This window comes from Acidovorax sp. NPDC077693 (assembly GCF_044542805.1).
GTDB lineage: Bacteria > Pseudomonadota > Gammaproteobacteria > Burkholderiales > Burkholderiaceae_C > Acidovorax.
Genome location: NZ_JBITVD010000024.1, coordinates 55,732 through 73,921, shown reverse-complemented (window position 1 = coordinate 73,921; position 18,190 = coordinate 55,732). Strand labels below are relative to the sequence as shown.

Sequence of the window (18,190 nt, the reverse complement as noted above, 5' to 3'; positions counted from 1 at the left end):
TCACGCCCTGAGAACAAACCGCCCGGAGCACTCTTTCCATGACCGTCGCAATCTTCCTCGGCTCTCTGCTGGTGGCCATGGCCATCGGCATCCCCATTGCGTATGCGCTGCTGCTCAGCGGCGTGGCGCTGATGTGGCACCTGGACCTGTTCGATGCCCAGATCCTGGCGCAGAACGTGATCAACGGTGCCGACAGCTTTCCGCTGCTGGCCGTGCCGTTCTTCATGCTGGCCGGCGAGATCATGAACGTGGGCGGCCTGTCGCGCCGCATCGTCAAGCTCGCGCTGGCCCTGGTCGGCCACATCCCGGGCGGCCTGGGCTACGTGGTCATCATGGCCGCCGTGATTTTGTCGGCCGTGTCGGGCTCGGCCGTGGCCGACGCGGCGGCGCTGACCTCGCTGCTGCTGCCGATGATGGTGGTCGCAGGCCACAGCAAGGAGCGCTCTGCGGGCCTCATCGCCTCGGCCGGCGTCATCGGCCCCATCATCCCGCCGTCCATCGGCTTCGTGATCTTCGGCGTGGCCGCCAACGTGTCCATCAGCAAGCTGTTCCTCGCGGGCATCTTCCCGGGCCTGTTGCTGGCACTGTCGCTGGCCTTCACCTGGTGGTGGGTGGGCCGACGCGAACACGTCACCCCGCCGCCGCGCGCCACGCGGGCTGAACTGAAGGTCGCCCTGCGCGAGGCTGGCTGGGCGCTGGGCCTGCCGATCATCATCCTGGTGGGCCTGCGCATGGGCGTGTTCACCCCCACCGAGGCCGCCGTGGTGGCCGCGATGTACGCGCTCGTCGTCTCGATGGTGGTGTACCGCGAACTCTCCTGGCGCCAGCTCATCGTCATCTTCAAGACGGCGGCCCGCACCAGCGCCGTGATCATGTTCCTGGTGGCTGCGGCCATGGTGTCGGCCTGGCTCATCACCGTGGCAGACCTGCCTGCCAAGGTCATCGGCATGCTGGAGCCCTTCATGGGCAACCCCACGCTGCTGCTGATCGCCATCATGGTGCTCGTGATGGTGGTCGGCACGGCCATGGACATGACGCCCACCATCCTCATCATGACGCCCGTGCTCATGCCGGTGGTCAAGGCCGCAGGCATCGACCCCGTGTACTTCGGCGTGCTGTTCATCATCAACAACTCCATCGGCCTCATCACGCCGCCCGTGGGCACCGTGCTCAACGTGGTGGCCGGCGTGGGCCGCATCTCGATGGGCCAGGTCACGCGCGGCGTCATGCCGTTCATGCTGGCGCAGTTCATCGTGATGTTCCTCATGGTGCTGTTCCCCTCGCTCGTCACCGTGCCCATGCGCTGGCTGGGCGGCTGATACGCCCGCCAATCCGAGCATTCCACGCACACCGAGCAACCCTTTTCCGTCGTCGTTTCTGCACCGCCCAAAAACCCAAGGAGACATCCATGAAACTCTTGAAGACCCTGCTGGCCACCGCCCTCGTCGCCGCATCGCTGCTGCCCGCCGCACACGCGCAGGAGCGCACCATCAAGTTCGCGTTCCAGAACCAGAAGGACCACCCGCAGGCGCAGGGCGCACAGAAGTTCGCCGACCTCGTCGCGGCCAAGACCAACAACCGCATCGCGGTGAAGCTGTTCCCCGGCGGCACGCTGGGCGGCGACCTGCAGACCGTCTCGGCCCTGCAGGGCGGCACGGTGGAGATGACGGTGCTCAACGCCGGCATCCTCTCGGCCCAGGCCAAGGAGTTCGGCATCTATGACTTCCCCTTCCTGTTCGCCTCGCCGCAAGAAGCCGATGCCGTGACCGATGGCCCCTTCGGCAAGAAGCTGCTGGACAAACTGCAGGCCAAGAACCTGGTGGGCCTGGGCTACTGGGAGCTGGGCTTTCGCAACGTGACCAACAGCAAGCGGCCCATCACCAAGGCCGAGGACATCGCGGGCCTGAAGATCCGCGTGATCCAGTCGCCGATCTACATCGACATGTTCAACGCGCTGGGCGCCAACGCCGTGCCCATGCCCTTCCCCGAGCTCTACACCGCCATGGAGCAAAAGGCCGTGGACGGCCAGGAGAACCCGGTCTCCACCATCCTGTCGTCCAAGTTCGCCGAGGTGCAGAAGTACCTGACCATCACGCGCCACATGTACAACCCGCAGGCCGTCATCGTGAGCAAGAAGTTCTGGGACAGCCTGAGCCCCGCGGACCAGAAGGCCGTGACCGAAGCCATGGCCGAGGCCACCACGTTCCAGCGCGGCGTCTCGCGCGTGCAGGCCAACGTGGCGCTGGAAGACCTCAAGAAGGCCGGCATGCAGGTCACCGAGTTCCCCGCTGCAGAGCTCGACAAGCTGCGCGCCAAGGTCAAGCCCGTGGTCGAGAAGCACAGCGAAAAGGTGGGCGCCGAGACCGTGAAAGAGGTCTATTCGACGCTGGCCAAGCTGCGCGGTACCAAGTAACACGCTACCTCCACCCCGTGCGCTGCGCGCTGGCGCAGCGCACCCAAGCCTATCCCCCATGAGCACCCTGCTCTCCGATCCCCCGACCGCTCCCGCAAAGACTGCCATGCCGCCCCTGAGCCCCCGCAAGGTACTGATCGGACTGATCGGCGCCGGCATCCAGAAGTCGCTGTCGCCCGCGCTGCATGAAGAAGAAGCGCGGCACCACGGCATGCGCCTGCACTACCAGCTCATCGACCTGGACCGCTCGGCCTCGTCGGCCGCGGAACTGCCCACGCTGCTGTCCGCCGCGCGCATCATGGGCTACGCGGGCTGCAACGTCACCTACCCCTGCAAGCAGGCGGTGATCCCGTACCTGGACAGACTCTCCGAAGAAGCCCAGGCCATGGGCGCGGTCAATACGGTCGTGATCCGCGATGGCCAATTGGTGGGGCACAACACCGACGGCTCGGGCTGGGCGTGGGGTTTTACCCGCGCACTGCCCCAGGCCGACCTGTCGCACGTGTTGCTGCTGGGCGCGGGCGGCGCAGGCGCTGCCATCGCCCACGCCGTGCTGCGCCTGGGCGCGCAGCGCCTGAGCATCGTCGATGCCCAGCCCGAACGCGCAGCGCAGCTGGCCGCCGACGTGAACGCCCTGTATGGCGCACGGGCACAGGCTGCAGACCTGCCCACCGCCATGGCCAGCGCCAGCGGCCTCATCCACGCCACGCCCACGGGCATGGACAAGCTGCCCGGCCTGCCGCTGGACGTGGGCCTGCTGCGCCCCGCGATGTGGGTGTCCGAGGTGGTGTACTTCCCGCTCGACACCGCGCTGGTGCAGGCCGCACGCGCGCTGGGCTGCCGCGTGTCGGACGGCGGCGGCATGGCCGTGGGCCAGGCCGTGGGCGCGTTCGAACTGTTCACCGGCGAAGCCCCCGACGCCGCGCGCATGGACGCGCATTTCCGCCGCCTCGTCAGCGCCCGCTGACACCCACGCGCGCGCGGCACAACACAAGGAGTTGAACCCATGAGCACCCCGATGATGGCCGCCCGCGAAGCGCTGGGCGACATGCCCAACCCCCTGGGCCTGCAGGGCGTCGAGTTCATCGAATACGCCACCAGCCGCCCGCAGGCGCTGGGCCAGGCCCTCGAACGCATGGGCTTTCAGCCCGTGGCACGCCACCGTTCGCGCGAGGTGCTGCTGTACCGCCAGGGGGATATGAACATCATCGTGAACGCGCACCAGGACGAGGAGCGCACCGGCGTGCACGCACCCGCAGCGCTGACCGAGCACCCGGTGCTCACCGCCGTGGCGTTCCGCGTGGGCAATGCCGCCGCGGCCTACCGCCGCGTGCTCGCGCTGGGCGCGTGGGCCGTGCACACCGAGGTCGAGGTGATGGAGCTCAACATCCCTGCCATCCATGGCGTGGGCGCCAGCCGCATCTACTTCGTGGACCGCTGGAAGGATTTTTCGATCTACGACGTGGACTTCGTGTCCATCCCCACGGTGCAGCCCTCACCGTCTGGCCTGTCGCCTGCGATGCAGGGCCTGCACCTGTTCGGCGTGGTGCAGTACATCGGCCTGGGCCGCGCGCAGGACTGGGCGCATTTCTACGGCGAGCTGTTCGGCTTTGCAGAGCTGTCGCCCGACACATCGTTTGGCGTGCTCACGCACGGCCGCATCCTGGCCAGCCCCTGCGGCACGCTGCACTGGCAGTTGATCGAGCCGCTGGTGGATGCGCTGGACGCCGACCCCGAGGAGCTGCTGCAGCGCGTGGCCTTCGGCACGCCCGACGTGCTGGCCACGGTGAACGCGCTGCGCGCACGCGGTGTGGACTTCGTGGAGTCGCCCACCGGCGTGCACACCGAGACCCGTGGCGCGCTCACGCGGGCCGAGGCTGGAGCGCCCAGCTTCGAGCTGGTGCTGGACCAGCGCTGACCCCGCACCGGAGCCGAGCCGCCATGCGCACATCCACCATGCAACGCAACGTCGCCGATTTCGGCATGGACACCATCAGCCTGGCCGGCCCGCTGGAGGCCAAGCTCGCCGCCATCCAAGCCGCAGGCTTTGGCCAGATCATGCTGGCCGCCCGCGACATCGTGGGCCACCCCCAGGGCATCGAGGCCGCCGTGAACGCGGTGCGCAGCAGCGGGCTACGCGTCACCGGCTTTCAGGTGCTGCGCGACTTCGAGGGCCTGTCGGGCCACCTGCACAGCTACAAGGTGGACATCGCCAAGCAGATGATCCTGATGGCGCGCGACCTGGGCGCGCCGGTGCTGCTGGCCTGCAGCTCCACCTCGTCGCACGCCACGGCGGATACCGACGCGATTGCGCGCGACCTGCGCAAGCTCGCCCTGCTGGCACTGCCGCACGGCATCCGCATCGCTTTCGAGGGCCTGTCGTGGGGCCGGCACATCAACGAGGTGCACCAGGCCTGGGCCGCGGTCGAGCAGGCCGACTGTCCCAACCTGGGTCTGGCCATCGACTCGTACCACCAGTTCGCCACCAGCACGCCGCTGTCGGCATTGAGCGACGTGGACCCGGAGAAGATCTACCTGGTGCAGCTGTCGGACTTCATGTGGCAGGAGACGCGCACGGTGCAGGAGCGCATCGACACCGCGCGGCACTTCCGGGTGTTCCCCGGCGAGGGCGTGCACAGCCAGGCGCTGGCCGAGCTGGTGCGCACGCTCGACGGCATGGGCTACCAGGGCGACTACAGCTTCGAGGTCTTCAACGACGACTACCAGCAGTTGCCGCTGCCCTTCGTGGCGCAGCGTGCGTGGGACAGCGCAGTGTGGCTGGCCGAAGGCGTGCTGCAGCGCGCGGTGCCGCTGCCCGGCCACTCGCGGCTGCGGGCGCGGGGCTGACCGCTATCAGCCCCGGCCGTGCAAGGGGGTCTGCATAGGGCCGTTCAACCCCGGCCGTTCGGGCTGAGCCTGTCGAAGCCCTGCGCTGCGTGCGGGCGGGCACTGCGCGAACGGTGAACGATGGGTGTTGTTGCAAGCGGAAGCCATCAGCTGTTCACGCGCCGCTTGAGCCAGCGCATCAGCCCACCCACCACGGGCAGCTTCTCGTACAGCTCTTCGGCCGCATCCCAGTAGTCGCGGTGCAGCGTGACCAGCCCCCGGCTGTCGAACACCAGGTGCGACGCGCCCCGCACCGTCTGCTGCACGCCCTGGTGGAAATTGCGGAACGCGAACACGAAGTCCCAGGTGAGAAAGCACTGGTCGCCCTGCACCACCTGGCCGGTGACGACGAAGCGCGGCGCCTGCAGCGACGTGAACATGTGCTCGAAGATGCCCTGGATGGCGGGCACGCCCTGCACATCGTTGAACGGGTCCTTGAACCGCGCAGCCGGTGCGTACAGGCGGCCGATGTGCGCGACATCGGCGGGGGACAGCTGCTCGAAGAACGCCACGACGCGGGCCACGGCCTCGGGCGTTGCCGCGGGCGCGCCGCCGGTGGTGACGGGCGGTGGAGGGGGCGAGAAACTGGTGGTCATAGTCCCGTGAAGCGGCGCACCGCCGGAAAGTAGCAACCATACGGCAGCAGCCGCAGCGCCTTCATCACGCGCGTAAAGCGCTTGGGGAAGTGGATGTCGAACTGGCCCTCTCCCCACCCCTGCAGGATGGCCGCGGCCGCCGCGTCGGGCGTGATGAGTGCGGGCATGCGAAAGTCGTTGCCCGCGGTGAGCGGCGTGGACACGAACCCGGGGTTGATCACGCTCACGCCGATCCCCAGGTCGTGCAGGTCCAGGTACAGCGCCTCCGCCAGGTTGATCAGCGCGGCCTTGGTGGGCCCGTAGGCCAGGCTCTTGGGCAGGCCCCGAAAGCCCGCCACGCTGCTGATGACGCTCAGGTGCCCGGGCTGGCCGCGTGCGGCGGCGGCCAGCATGGCCGGCAGCACGGCGCCCAGCACGTGGAGCACGCCGGTGTAGTTGGTCTGCTGGTGGCGCAGCATGTCGGCCAGGTCGAACTCGGTGGCGCGCATCTCGCGGTAGGTGCCTGCGCAGTAGCACACCAGGTCCACTGCGCCGCCGGCCAGCACCTGCGCGGCCACCTCCTGCACCTGCTCGGGCGCGGCCACGTCCAGGGGCCACGCCTCGCTGCCGGGGTGCTCGCGCACGAACTCCTGCAGCGCCTGGCCATCGCGGGCCGAGACCACCACGCGCGCACCCCGCGCATGCAGGGCCGACGCCGTGGCCCGGCCGATGCCGGTGGAGGCGCCGATGAGCCAGGCGCGGCAGCCGTGCCAGTCGCGCTGGGGCGGGTTCAGGCTCATGGCGCGCGCTTGGTGAAGGACAAGGTGATCTCACCCAGGCGCACGCCGAACTTGCTCATGGTGGCGCGGTTGAGCATGACGCGGTCGTCCATGAGGTACATCCAGTCGTCCAGGTCCACGTGGTAGACCTTGCCGTCCACGGGCAGGGCCAGCGTGTAGTTCCAACGGAAGGCGTTGCCGCGCGTCTGGCCTTTTGCCTCGCCGATCACGTCGTCCGCCGTGCCGGTGTAGCGCCCGTCGGCAAGCCGCGTGAGGCGCCAGACGCGCCGCTGCGTGGTGCCGTCCGAATAGGTGAAGGCCTCGTCCAGCACGCCCTGGTCGCCCGTCCAGCTGCAGACCATGACCACGGTGAAGCGGCGGACGATCTGCCCGCTGCGGTCCTGGAAGATGCCGTGGGCGTCGATGGTGCCGTTGAAGTAGCGGGCCAGGTCGAGCACCGGCTTTTCGCTGGCGTAGCCCTCGAGGTTCTGGCTGGCGCAGCCCGCCAGCAGCACGGGGCTGGCGGCGGCCGCGGCGGCGGCGAGGAGGTGGCGTCGGTTCAGTGTCATGGGGTACCTCGCAGGGGAAGGGCTGCGCCCGCCGGGAGGCGGCGCAGGATCAGGGCATACAGGGCCACGGCGGCCATCAGCTTGAGCGCGCAGGGCAGGACTGCGTAGGCCAGGCTCAGGGTCTGCAGGCCGGCCTCGCTGCGGGTACCGGGCGCGTAGCCCAGCGCGCCGAGCAGCGGCAGCGCCAGGCCCGCGGCCAGGGCCAGATTGAGCTTGGTGGCCAGGTTCCACCAGCCGAAGTACGCGCCCTCGTGGCGGCCGCTGTCGCCTTCGGCCGCGATCACGCCGGCCAGCAGCGCACTGGGCAGGGCCAGGTCGGTGCCCAGCGCCACGCCCGAGAGCGCGCACACCAGCGCAAACGGCCACACATCGCCCGCGCCCAGCAGCGCCGTGCCGCTGAACGCCGCGATGGCCAGCAGCATGCCCGCCAGCCAGGTGCGTGCCAGCCCGAAGCGCGCCACGGCGCGCAGCCACAGCGGTATCGACACCGCGGCGCACACGAAATAGATGCCCAGGAACAGGGGCTCCTGCGCGGGCGGGGCCTGCAGCAGGTCCTGGATGAAGAACAGCACCAGCGTGGCCGGGATGGCGCTGGCAATGCCGTTGAGCACGAACACGGCCAGCAGGCGCCGAAACGCCGGGCGCTGCCACGGGCGCCACAGCGCGGGCTGTGGTGCTGCGTGCGCCGGCTGCCACGCCGCAGCGGCGTGGGTGGCCGGCCGGGGCGCCCGGCTCCAGGCCCACCAGCCCAGGCCCAGCGTCAGCGCGAACACGCCCAGCATGGCCGGCAGCCCCGCCAGCGCGGGCAGCAGCGAGGCCAGCACCACGCCCACCAGGGCCGCGCCTTCGCGCCAGGCCACGATGCGGCTGCGCTGCAGCTCGTCGCCACCCAGGCGCGCGCCCCAGGACTGGTGCGCGATGCCCAGCTGGCTGTAGGCCAGGTAGGTCACCACCAGTGCCGCAAACGCCCAGGCGGTGAGCGCACGCACCCCCTGCACCGGCGGAAAGAAAAGCCCCGTGAGCCCCAGCGCCATCACGACCGCCGACACGGCGCCCACCGCCAGCACGGCGCGCGCGGAGCGGCCGAACAGGTGGTCGGAGAGCCGCCCCAGCAGCGGGTCGGACACGGCATCGAGCAGCCGCGCCGCCAGCAGCAGCCCGCCCAGCGTGGCCAGCGGCATGCCGAACTCGCGCGCATAGTGGTTGGGCAGCAGCACGTACAGCGGCAGCGCGACGAACGCGAGCGGCAGGCCCAGCAGGCCATACGCCAGGCCCTGCCCGGCGCGCAGCGGCGACTGCAGGGCCTGCGGGGTCACGGGGGCGACCCTGCGTTGCGGGGCGAGGCGATGAGTGCCTGGCGCAGCGCCGGCTCCGACGTCTTGGGCGACAGCCAGATGCCGAAGAACAGGCGCGCGAACTCGGCGTCGGGCACCTCGCCCACCACACGCCCGCCCATGCGGAACACCGCGCCCGCACCGGGCTGGTAGACGCCCAGCAGGCGGTCGCCGGGCTTGACGTCCGGCAGAGCGGCCTGCAGCGCCTGCTGCCAGCGCGCGGCCTGCTCGGGGGTGAAGCTGCCCACACGGCGCATCTCGTCGAGCGAGCGCTTGGCGATGGCATCGGCCGAGAAGCCGCGGTGGTAGGTCAGCTCCAGCGCCAGCGGGTGGGCGGCGTAGTCGCTGGCGTCGAACCCGGGCGCGGCCCACAGGCGCGCACGGTACACATCGAACCCCAGGAAGCTCAACGTGCCCTGGCCCACCAGGCGGGCGCCAGAGAGCGGGCCGGCCGCCTCGGCTTCCAGCGCGAACAGGGGTTGCGCATAAAAAATGGCCGTACCGCTTGCCAGGCAAGCGGCAATAACTATGTTTTTAATAGCATTCATCGGTGTGCCTCCGGGGCTGGCCGGTCAGTCCTTGACCAGCGTGTACTGCACCAGGTCGATGTTGCCCATCGCAAAGGCGGCTTCGCAGTAGGCCAGGTAGAACTCCCAGATGTGCATGAAGCGCTGGTCGAACCCGAGCTGCAGGATCTGCGTGCGCTGGGCCAGGAAGCGTTCGCGCCAGCGCTTGAGCGTCTCGGCGTAGTCCTGCCCGAACGCGAATTCGTCCACCACGCGCAGGCCGGCGGCCTCCGCCTCGCGGCGGAACTCGCGCGGGCAGGGCAGGCAGCCGCCCGGGAAGATGTACTGCTGGATGAAGTCGGTGGAGCTGATGTAGCGCGCAAACAGGCTGTCGTCGATGACGATGCTCTGCACGCAGGCCCGTCCGCCGGGCTTGAGCAGGCGCTGCACGGCCTGGAAGTACGTGGGCCAGTACTCGCGGCCCACGGCCTCGATCATCTCGATGGAGCACACCGCGTCGTAGGGGCCGTCGGTGATGTCGCGGTAATCCTGCAGGCGCAGGTCCGCCCGCTGCGCGCGGTCGCATTGCGCCATGCGGTCCTGGGCGAAGGCCAGTTGCTCCGTGGACAGCGTGACCCCGGTGACCGACGCGTCGAACTCGGTCACCGCCATCTCGGCCAGCGCCCCCCAGCCGCAGCCGATCTCCAGCACGCGGTCGCCGGGCTGCACGCCGGCCATGCGCAGCGCGCGGCGCACCTTGGCGTGCTGGGCGGCACGCATGTCGCCGCCGGCCTGCCCTTCGAACCAGGCGGACGAGTAGTTCATGGTGTCGTCCAGCCACAGCTGGTAGAACGCGTTGCCCAGGTCGTAGTGGGCGTGGATGTTCTTCTGGCTGTTGGCGCGGGTGTTGCGGTTGAGCAGGTGCTTGATGCGGTACAGCAGCCGCCCGGCCCAGGTGCCGTAGATCACGCCTTCGACCTGCTGGCGGTTGGCGATGAAGACCTTGAGCAGGTCGGTGAGGTGCGGCGTGGTCCAGTCGCCGGCGATGTAGCTCTCGGCAAAGCCGATGTCGCCGGACTTGAGCGCGGCGCTGCACACGTTCCAGTTCTTGAGCGTGATGGCGGCGGTGGGCCCGCCCCCGTGGCCGAAGTGCTGCAGCGTGCCGTCGGGCAGCTGCACCGTCAGGCTGCCGTGCTGCAGCCGCTGCAAGAGCTTCAGGGCCGTGCGGGCGGCGGCGGGCGTGCCCTGGGGCAGGTCGATGGCCGGGCGGCGGGCGGTGGTGCTGGAGGTGTTCATGGCGGTCATCTCGTGCGGTTTGCGGTGGGTGCGTTCCAAGGGCCGGCGATTCGATGGTTCGGTGGTCAACGTTTCAGCAGTTCAGCGGGTCACGGTGGAGGCCGGCGCTGCGGGCTTGCTGTGAAAGCGCACGCGCTTGAGCCACAGCTGCAGCGCCTGCCAGTGGATGCGGGCGATCACGGCCAGCGTCATGGCCGGGTAGCCCCACAGGGCCCGGCGCAGCGTCTTGTCGGTGATGGGGTGCAGGGTGCCGCTCACGCTGGTCTGCAGCAGCGGGCCGGCCGCGTCGTCGTAGTCGATGCGCACCACGGTGCGGCCCGCGGCAACGGAATCGGTGTCGGCGGGCGCTCCGGCCCCCGCGGCCAGGGTGCGCATGAAGCGGAACCGGTAGCCGCCGCTCACCTCGCAGAACGGCGACACGTGGAACACCTTGCGCGCTGCAAGCTCCACGCCGTAGCGCGGCGCATCGAGCAGGTAGCAGTGGCGCTCGCCGAAGGTGTTGTTGACCTCGACCACGATGGCGCGCAGGCTGCCGTCGGCGCGGTGGCAGTACCAGAAGCTCACGGGCTTGAAGGTGTAGCCCAGCACGCGCGGGTAGCAGTGCAGCCAGACCTCGCCGTCCGCGTCTGCGATGCCCTCGGCGCGCAGCAACTCCTGCACCCAGGCGAGCGCACCGCCCTGCGCGGCACTGCGGCCGTCGCCGTGGTCGGCATCGTGAAAGCTGATGAGGCCCCGGCGGTTGACCGCGAGCGGGCCGGGTGCGCCCGCAGCCGCGCCGGCCCCGCCCGCCAGGCTGCGCAGCGGCAGCATCAGGAAGAACGTGGGGTAGGCGAACGCGTGCCGCTGTGGGCGCAGCCGGGTGTGGCGCACCTGGCCGAAGCCGATCAGGGGTGCGGCAGCGCCCGGCGTGGTCATCAGGCGGCCTTCGCCCACGCGGTGGGCAGGGTGGCGCGCAGCTGCTCGGCCACCGCCAGGCCCGACTGCAGGCCGTCTTCGTGGAAGCCGTAGCCCGTCCAGGCGCCGCAGAACCAGGTGTGGGCCTGGCCCTGCAGCTGGGCCACGCCGCGCTGGGCCTGGATGGCCGCGAGGTCGAACACCGGGTGGGCGTAGTCGTAGCTGCCGATCACATGCTCCGGCGCGATCTCGCGCAGCGGGTTGAGCGACACGACCACGGGCTGCGCGAACGGCACGGGCTGCAGCTGGTTGATGAGGTAGTGCAGGCACACGCGGGCCGACTCGCGGTGGCCCTCGGCGGCGCGCTCGTAGTTCCAGGCGGCCCAGGCGCTGCGCAGGCGTGGCAGCACGGCCGTGTCGGTGTGCAGCACGGCGCGGTTGGCCTGGTAGCGGATGGCGCCCAGCACTGCACGCTCCTGCGCGCTGGGCTCGGCCAGCAGCGCAAGCGACTGGTCCGAATGCGTGGCCAGCACGACCTTGTCGAAGTGCTCGGTGTGCCGGTCGGTGACCACGCGCACGCCGGCCGCGTCGCGCTCCACACGGCGCACGGGGGTGGACAGGCGCTTGTCGGCAATGCCCGCCACGATTTTCTCGACGTAGTGCCAGGCACCGCCCGACACCGTCCACCACTGCGGCCGCTGGCTCACCTGGATCAGGCCGTGGTTGTGGCAGAACCGGATCATGGTAGCCACGGGAAACTTCAGCATCTGGTCGGTCGGGCAGCTCCAGATGCAGCCGAGCATCGGCAGGAAGTACCAGTCGCGGAACGCGTCGCCAAAGCGGTGCTCCTTCAGGAAGTCGCCCAGCGGCTGCGTCATCGCGGCCTCGGCATTGGCCTGTGCGATGCCGGTGCACAGCTGGTTGAAGCGCAGCAGGTCGCGCAGCATGCCCCAAAAGCGCGGGTTCAGCAGGTTGGACCGCTGCGCGAACACGGTGGACAGGTCGGTGCCGCTCCACTCGAGCGTGCGCCCGCGCAGCGCGCCGGGCACCTGCACCGAGAACGACATGTCGGACTTGGAGGTCTCGACCCCCAGCTCGGCCAGCAGGCGGATCAAGCCCGGGTAGGTGCGCTCGTTGAAGACCAGAAAGCCCGTGTCCACGCCGTGCGTGACCGGGTTGCCCCAGGCATCGGGCAGCGTCACGTCCACCGTGTGGGTGTGGCCGCCGAAGTAGTCGCCGGCCTCAAAAAGGGTGATGTCCGCATGCCCTCGCAGCTGGTGCGCGACAGCCAGCCCGGAGATGCCGGAGCCGATGATGGCGATATTCATGGCCGGCTCCCTCTGGCCGGGTCACGGAATAAAAAGGTTGCGAAGCGTCCCGAAACGAATAAGAGAGGGAGGGAGGAGAAGCGCTCCAGGAGGTCAGTCGGAACCCGGGGGCCCGAAAGGCTTCGCAACACTAAAACTGTACGTCGCGCAATCGTGTTGCGCAAGAAATAGAGTGGGGCTGTCCCGCCGAAGTTCCAGCCTTCGGACAGGTTTTTTTTAAAGAAACGTAAAGAAAGCATGTCAATCACCGTGCGGGGGCAACCGCCAGTTGCTGCTCGATGGCGCGCACCAGGCCCTGGTTGTCGGGCGCGGTCAGGCTGGAGTACTGGTCGACCAGCTTGCCGTCGCGGCCCAGCAGGTATTTGTGGAAGTTCCAGCGCGGGGCGGTGCCCGAGAGCTGGGCCAGTTGGCGAAACAGCGGCGAGGCGTCGGCGCCCTTCACGCTGCTCTTGGCGAACATGGGGAATTTCACGCCGAAGGTGCTTTCGCAGAAGTCCGCGATCTGCTGGTTGCTGCCGGACTCCTGCGAGAAGTCGTTGGACGGAAAGCCCAGCACGACGAGGCCCTTGTCCTTGTAGCGCGCATACAGCTCTTCAAGCCCCTTGTACTGGCCGGTGAATCCGCAGAAGCTGGCGGTGTTGACCACGAGCACGACCTTGCCGCTGTACTGGCACAGGGATTGCGGCTTTTCGTCCTGCAGGCGCAGGAAGGTGTGCTGCAGCGTGGCGGGACAGGCGGCCGGCGCCGCCGCTGCAGCCGCACCGGGCACCGGCTGCGCCGCTGGCTGGGCCCAGGCCCCGGGCCCGAAGGCAGCGGCCAGCACCAGGGCGGCGGCAGGGACGGGTCGTAGCAAAAAGGTGGTCATAGGACTTCCAGCACAGGTCGGTGTGGCCAATTTAACCGCTCCATTATTTTTTGTCCACATGAGTTTTTATTTATACCGATTGGTTACGTCTGGGTGCGGATCCCGGAATCGGTGTGGATCACGCGGCACCTGCATCATGTACGCAGCAGCCGACCCCATGGATGCGGCCACCATGCCGCAAGGGGATCAAAGTCTGTGGAGAGGGCGCCGCGCACCGCGGCGTACCGGCGCCGCACCGCATGAGCACGAGGGATGCTGGCCGATGGCGCAGGCCGCAGGTGTATCTGTCCGTCCGTCGGCGCCGGCGGGTCAGCCCAGGCTCAGCAGCCGGTCGAGCGAGAGCTTGACCCGCACATCCTTGAAGGCCACCACGCCCGTGACCTTCCAGGGTGGCATGCCGGTGTCGCGGGGGATGGGCTCGCCCGTGGGCATGCCTTCGCGGTTGGTCACCACGGCCACCTTGGGCGTGGTGGCCGTGGCGCCGCGGCGGATGACGACGCCCACCTCCTGGCTGGCCAGGCGCACGAAGGCACCGGGGGGGTACACGCCCAGGGTCTTGACGAGGGCCGCGCCGGCTTCGTCGACCTGGTGCTCCTCGTCGTAGTAGCTCGCCTGCATGGCGGCGGTGGCCGGCATGGGCGGGCGGGCCGCACGCGGCGCCATGCGCGCGCCGAAGATGTCGGCGCGCTGCAGCAGGCGCGCCATCTGCTGGGCTTCGGTCTTCTTGGCCAGGGGGCCGGGGGTGCGGTGGTGGTGGCAGCGCACCGCTTCCAGCCACAGCGGGTCGGACACGCCCAGGCTGCGCAGCAGGGCCTCGGAACGCGCCGCGTGGTCCTCCACCGCAGAGATCTGTTCGGCGGTGAGCGGGTGGGTCTGCTGGGCGAGCTGGTCCTGCAGCTCGGTCATCGCGATGTTCATGCTCAGCGCCGCCTGGCCTAGCTGCTGCACGCGCACTTCGGGCCAGCGCAGCATCTCGCGCGCGACCACCATGCACACGCAGCTCACCAGCATCGAATGGGTGCCGCTGTACATGTGGGTTTCCTGCGCCGACAGGTAGATCATGGCCAGCAGCGTCGCGTCCGGCGTCTGTTCGCAGTGGCGCGATAGCTCGTCGTGCAGGGCCTGGAACCGGCCGCCGAAGTCGGTGGCCGACGGCGACCGCAGCAGCTGCGTGGCCCGCAACTGCAGCTCGGGCCAGTCGGGCAGTAGCCGGCCGCCGCGGGCGCGCGCGGCCGAGTCCTCGGCCGCCGTCATCTTCATCGCCGCGATCTCGCCCAGGTTGGTGTCGGCGTTCAGCATGCGCTGCAGCTGCGCCAGGTAGGCGCGGTGGCTGCCGCCGGACTCGTCGGTGTCCACGCACAGCTGGCGGCCCCGGGACACCATCTTGGCCAGCTCTTCGCGGGTGCGGATGATGTACCCCTTTTGCGCCAGCAGGGTGCCGTCGGCGCCGCGCAGCACAAAAGGCAGCGGCTGGCCGAGCTGGATCGATTCGATGTTGAGGCTGACGAGGTTCATGGTGCTCGTTACATTATCTAACGCCCGCCCCCCACCAAACCCATCGGCTGCCGGGTGATTTCCCGGCTTTTCTGCCGAAAGAGCCCCCCGAAATGTAAGTGCGTGCTATCAATGCGTGGCTGGCGGAGTTTGCGGTGCCGCAGGCGGGTGCTCATGGTGCCCGCCCCGCAGCCGGCGCATCGTGCGCCCGAACCACTGGCCCACGTCATCCACGCCGGTGAACACCGCCGGGATGACCAGCAGGCTCAGCAGCGTCGAGGTGATCAGGCCGCCGATCACGGCCACCGCCATCGGCGAGCGGAAGCTCGCGTCCGCAGCGCCGATACCGAGGGCGATGGGCATCATGCCCGCGCCCATGGCCAGCGTGGTCATGATGATGGGCCGCGCGCGCTTGTGGCACGCGTCGATCAGCGCCTCGAAGCGCGTCATGCCGTGCTCGCGCCGCGCCAGGATGGCGTACTCCACCAGCAGGATGGAGTTCTTGGTGGCGATGCCCATGAGCATGATCAGCCCGATGAGCGAGGGCATGGAGAAGCTCTTTTGCGCGATCAGCAGGCCCACGAACGCACCGCCCAGCGACAGCGGCAGCGCCGCCAGAATGGTCACCGGGTGCAGGAAGTCCTTGAACAGCAGCACCAGCACGATGTAGATGCACAGCACGCCGGTGAGCATGGCCAGGCCGAAGCTGGCGAACAGCTCGCCCATCATCTCGGCATCGCCGATGGTGATCTGGCGCACGCCGGCCGGCAGGTTCTTGATGGAGGGCAGCGCCTCCACCGCCTTGGTCACGTCGCCCAGCGGCTGGCCCGACAGCTCGATCTCGAAGTTCACGTTGCGCGCGCGGTCGTAGCGGTCCACCACGGCCGGGCCGCCGCTGAACTCCAGCGTGGCCACCTGGCCGAGCATCACCGGGCCCTTGCTGCCGGGCACGGCCAGACGCTCGAGCAGCGACAGGTCCTGGCGCGCGTCGTCCTGCAGCTTGACAACGATGGGGACCTGGCGCGAGGCCAGGTTGAGCTTGGGCAGCGATACGTCGTAGTCGCCCACGGTGGCGATGCGCAGGGTCTCGGCGATGGCGCTGCTGGTCACGCCCAGGTCGGCGGCGCGCGCGAAGTCCGGGCGCACCGCGATCTCGGAGCGCACCAGGCTGGCGGTGGACGAGATGCTGCCCAGGCCCGGGATGGTGCGCAGGTCCTTCTCGACCGCGAGGGCCGCCGTGGTCAGCGCCTGCGGGTCGTCGCCCGAGAGCACCAGCACGTACTTCTCGCCCGAGCCACCGAGGCCCACCTTGCTGCGAACGCCGGGCAGCGTCTCCAGCGCAGCGCGGATGTGGTTCTCGATGCCCTGCTTGCGCGGCCGGTCGCCGCGCTCGGCCAGCAAGATGGTGAGCGTGGCCTTGCGCGTCTCGGCACCAGCGCCGCCCATGAAGGGGTCGGCACCCGCCGAGCCGCCGCCGATGGTGGTGTAGACGCTTTTGACATGCTCGACCTTGGCGATGCGCGCGCGCGCGTCTTCGGACACGGCGCGGGTCTGCGCCAGCGTGGCGCCGGGCGGCAGCTCCAGGTACACCTGGGTCTGCGAGTTGTCGTCCGGCGGGATGAAGCCCGTGGGCAGCAGCGGGATCAGCGCGAGCGAGCCGATGAAGAACGCGCCGGTGGCCAGGAAGGTGATCCAGCGGTGCTTGACGCACCAGGACGCCCAGCGCAGGTACACCGTCATCCAGCGCGGGTCCTTGTGCTCGTCCACGATGGGTTTGAGGATGTACGCCGCCATCATGGGCGTGAGCACCCGGGCCACCACCAGGCTGGCGAACACCGCGAGCGACGCCGTCCAGCCGAACTGCTTGAAGAACTTGCCCGCGATGCCGCTCATGAAGGCCGTGGGCAAAAACACCGCGATCAGCGTGAAGGTGGTGGCCACCACCGCCAGGCCGATCTCGTCGGCCGCCTCCATGGCCGCCTGGTAAGGCGTCTTGCCCATGCGCAGGTGGCGCACGATGTTCTCCACCTCCACGATGGCATCGTCCACCAGAATGCCCACCACCAGCGACATCGCCAGCAGCGTGATCACGTTGATCGAAAAGCCCAGCAGGTGCATGCCGATGAACGCCGGGATCACCGACAGCGGCAGCGCCACGGCCGACACGAACGTGGCGCGCCAGTCGCGCAGGAACAGCCACACCACCAGCACGGCCAACAGGGCGCCTTCGTACAGCAGGTGCATGGAGCCGTCGTATTCCTCCTGCACCGGCTGCACGAAGTTGAAGGCCTCGGTGATCTCGAGGTCGGGGTGCTGCTCACGCAGCTCCTTGAGCGCAGCCTGCACCGCGCCGCCCACTTCCACCTCGCTCGCGCCCTTGCTGCGCGCCACCTCGAAGCCCACCACGGGCTTGCCGTTGAGCATGGCCAGCGCGCGCGGCTCGGCGATGGTGTCGGAGACCGTGGCCACCTGGTCGAGCCGCACATGGCGGCCATCGGACAGCGCGAGCGTGAGGCCCGCGAGTTCCTGCGCCGACTGCACGGTGGCCAGCGTGCGCACGGGCTGCTCGCTGCCGCCCAGGTCGGTGCGGCCGCCGGCGCTTTCGGTCTGCACCAGCCGCAGCTGGCGCGATATGTCGGCGGCCGACGCGTTGAGCGCCTGCAGCTTCACCGGGTCCAGTTCCACATGGACCTGGCGCTGCACGCCGCCCACGCGGTTGACCGCGCCCACCCCGCGCACGGCCAGGAGCTTCTTGGCGACGGCATCGTCCACGAACCACGACAGCGCCTCGTCGTCCATGCGGTTGGAGGCGATGGTGAACGCCAGCACCGGCTGCGCGGCCAGGTCCATCTTGGTCACGATGGGGTCGCGCACGTCGCCGGGCAGGTCGCCGCGCACGCGGGCCACGGCGGAGCGCACGTCGTCGAGCGCCTCCTGCGTGGGCTTTTCCAGGCGGAACTCGGCCGTGATGGTGGCGCCGCCGTCCTGCACCTTGGTGTAGATGTGCTTCAAGTCCTGCAGCGTGGCGATGCTGTTCTCGATCTTGCGCGCCACGTCGTTTTCGAGCTGCGCGGGCGAGGCGCCCGGCAGCGCCACGGTCACGGAGATCGTGGGCAGGTCGATGTCCGGAAAGTTCTGCACCTTCATGGCGTTGAACGACAGCAGGCCGCCGAACGTCAGCAGCACGAACAGCATCAGCGCCGGTATCGGGTTCTTGATCGACCAAGTGGATACATTCATGAAGAACGCTC

General features: G+C 69.2%; 16 protein-coding genes. 5 read left to right on the top strand and 11 right to left on the bottom strand.

What is annotated here, in order from left to right:
- The first annotated feature begins 38 nt into the window (after positions 1–38).
- The 5 genes from ACIGHN_RS25925 to ACIGHN_RS25905 all read left to right on the top strand — a co-directional run bounded on the left by ACIGHN_RS25925 (position 39) and on the right by ACIGHN_RS25905 (position 5,260).
- Positions 39–1,319 (top strand): TRAP transporter large permease, encoded by a 1,281-nt coding sequence (locus tag ACIGHN_RS25925; protein ID WP_056411165.1) that lies wholly within the window; start codon positions 39–41, stop codon positions 1,317–1,319.
- Positions 1,320–1,408: 89 nt separating this feature from the next.
- The gene (locus tag ACIGHN_RS25920) at positions 1,409–2,413 is read left to right on the top strand and encodes a TRAP transporter substrate-binding protein (protein WP_396507031.1); all 1,005 of its coding nucleotides are present in this window, start codon (positions 1,409–1,411) and stop codon (positions 2,411–2,413) included.
- 58 nt (positions 2,414–2,471) lie between these two features.
- Entirely contained in the window at positions 2,472–3,380 is a 909-nt protein-coding gene (locus tag ACIGHN_RS25915; RefSeq protein ID WP_396507029.1) for a shikimate dehydrogenase, read from the top strand.
- 39 nt (positions 3,381–3,419) lie between these two features.
- Positions 3,420–4,331, top strand: coding sequence for a 4-hydroxyphenylpyruvate dioxygenase (locus ACIGHN_RS25910; protein ID WP_396507027.1), 912 nt, complete (start codon positions 3,420–3,422; stop codon positions 4,329–4,331).
- A gap of 23 nt (positions 4,332–4,354) precedes the next feature.
- A complete protein-coding gene (locus tag ACIGHN_RS25905) occupies positions 4,355–5,260 on the top strand; it encodes a sugar phosphate isomerase/epimerase family protein (protein WP_396507025.1) in 906 nt (301 codons plus the stop codon).
- Between the two features lie 146 nt (positions 5,261–5,406).
- Here ACIGHN_RS25905 and ACIGHN_RS25900 read toward each other — a convergent pair whose 3' ends face one another.
- The 11 genes from ACIGHN_RS25900 to ACIGHN_RS25850 all read right to left on the bottom strand — a co-directional run bounded on the left by ACIGHN_RS25900 (position 5,407) and on the right by ACIGHN_RS25850 (position 18,179).
- On the bottom strand, positions 5,407–5,895 hold the full coding sequence (locus ACIGHN_RS25900; RefSeq protein WP_396507023.1) for a nuclear transport factor 2 family protein: 489 nt from the start codon (positions 5,893–5,895) through the stop codon (positions 5,407–5,409).
- A complete protein-coding gene (locus tag ACIGHN_RS25895; protein ID WP_396507021.1) occupies positions 5,892–6,674 on the bottom strand; it encodes an SDR family NAD(P)-dependent oxidoreductase in 783 nt (260 codons plus the stop codon). Before ACIGHN_RS25895 ends, ACIGHN_RS25900 begins: the two co-directional genes overlap by 4 nt.
- Complete coding sequence (locus ACIGHN_RS25890) at positions 6,671–7,222, bottom strand: DUF3833 domain-containing protein (RefSeq protein ID WP_396507019.1); 552 nt, start codon at positions 7,220–7,222, stop codon at positions 6,671–6,673. The genes ACIGHN_RS25895 and ACIGHN_RS25890 overlap by 4 nt, the downstream gene beginning before the upstream one ends.
- A complete protein-coding gene (locus tag ACIGHN_RS25885; RefSeq protein ID WP_396507017.1) occupies positions 7,219–8,538 on the bottom strand; it encodes an MFS transporter in 1,320 nt (439 codons plus the stop codon). The genes ACIGHN_RS25890 and ACIGHN_RS25885 overlap by 4 nt, the downstream gene beginning before the upstream one ends.
- Positions 8,535–9,104: a chalcone isomerase family protein gene (locus ACIGHN_RS25880; RefSeq protein ID WP_396507015.1), complete on the bottom strand. Its 570-nt coding sequence runs from the start codon at positions 9,102–9,104 to the stop codon at positions 8,535–8,537. Before ACIGHN_RS25880 ends, ACIGHN_RS25885 begins: the two co-directional genes overlap by 4 nt.
- A gap of 24 nt (positions 9,105–9,128) precedes the next feature.
- Positions 9,129–10,358, bottom strand: coding sequence for a class I SAM-dependent methyltransferase (locus ACIGHN_RS25875; protein ID WP_396507013.1), 1,230 nt, complete (start codon positions 10,356–10,358; stop codon positions 9,129–9,131).
- Positions 10,359–10,439: 81 nt separating this feature from the next.
- Positions 10,440–11,273: a DUF1365 domain-containing protein gene (locus ACIGHN_RS25870; protein WP_396507068.1), complete on the bottom strand. Its 834-nt coding sequence runs from the start codon at positions 11,271–11,273 to the stop codon at positions 10,440–10,442.
- Complete coding sequence (locus tag ACIGHN_RS25865; protein ID WP_396507011.1) at positions 11,273–12,580, bottom strand: NAD(P)/FAD-dependent oxidoreductase; 1,308 nt, start codon at positions 12,578–12,580, stop codon at positions 11,273–11,275. The genes ACIGHN_RS25870 and ACIGHN_RS25865 overlap by 1 nt, the downstream gene beginning before the upstream one ends.
- Positions 12,581–12,824: 244 nt before the next feature.
- Positions 12,825–13,445, bottom strand: a complete 621-nt coding sequence (locus ACIGHN_RS25860) for a glutathione peroxidase (protein WP_396507009.1) — start codon at positions 13,443–13,445, stop codon at positions 12,825–12,827.
- A 309-nt stretch (positions 13,446–13,754) separates the two neighbouring features.
- Entirely contained in the window at positions 13,755–14,960 is a 1,206-nt protein-coding gene (locus ACIGHN_RS25855; protein ID WP_056411150.1) for an HD-GYP domain-containing protein, read from the bottom strand.
- Between the two features lie 108 nt (positions 14,961–15,068).
- Positions 15,069–18,179 carry an efflux RND transporter permease subunit gene (locus ACIGHN_RS25850; RefSeq protein WP_396507008.1) on the bottom strand — a complete coding sequence of 1,037 codons (3,111 nt, stop codon included), beginning with the start codon at positions 18,177–18,179 and terminating at the stop codon, positions 15,069–15,071.
- Between the last annotated feature and the right edge of the window lie 11 nt (positions 18,180–18,190).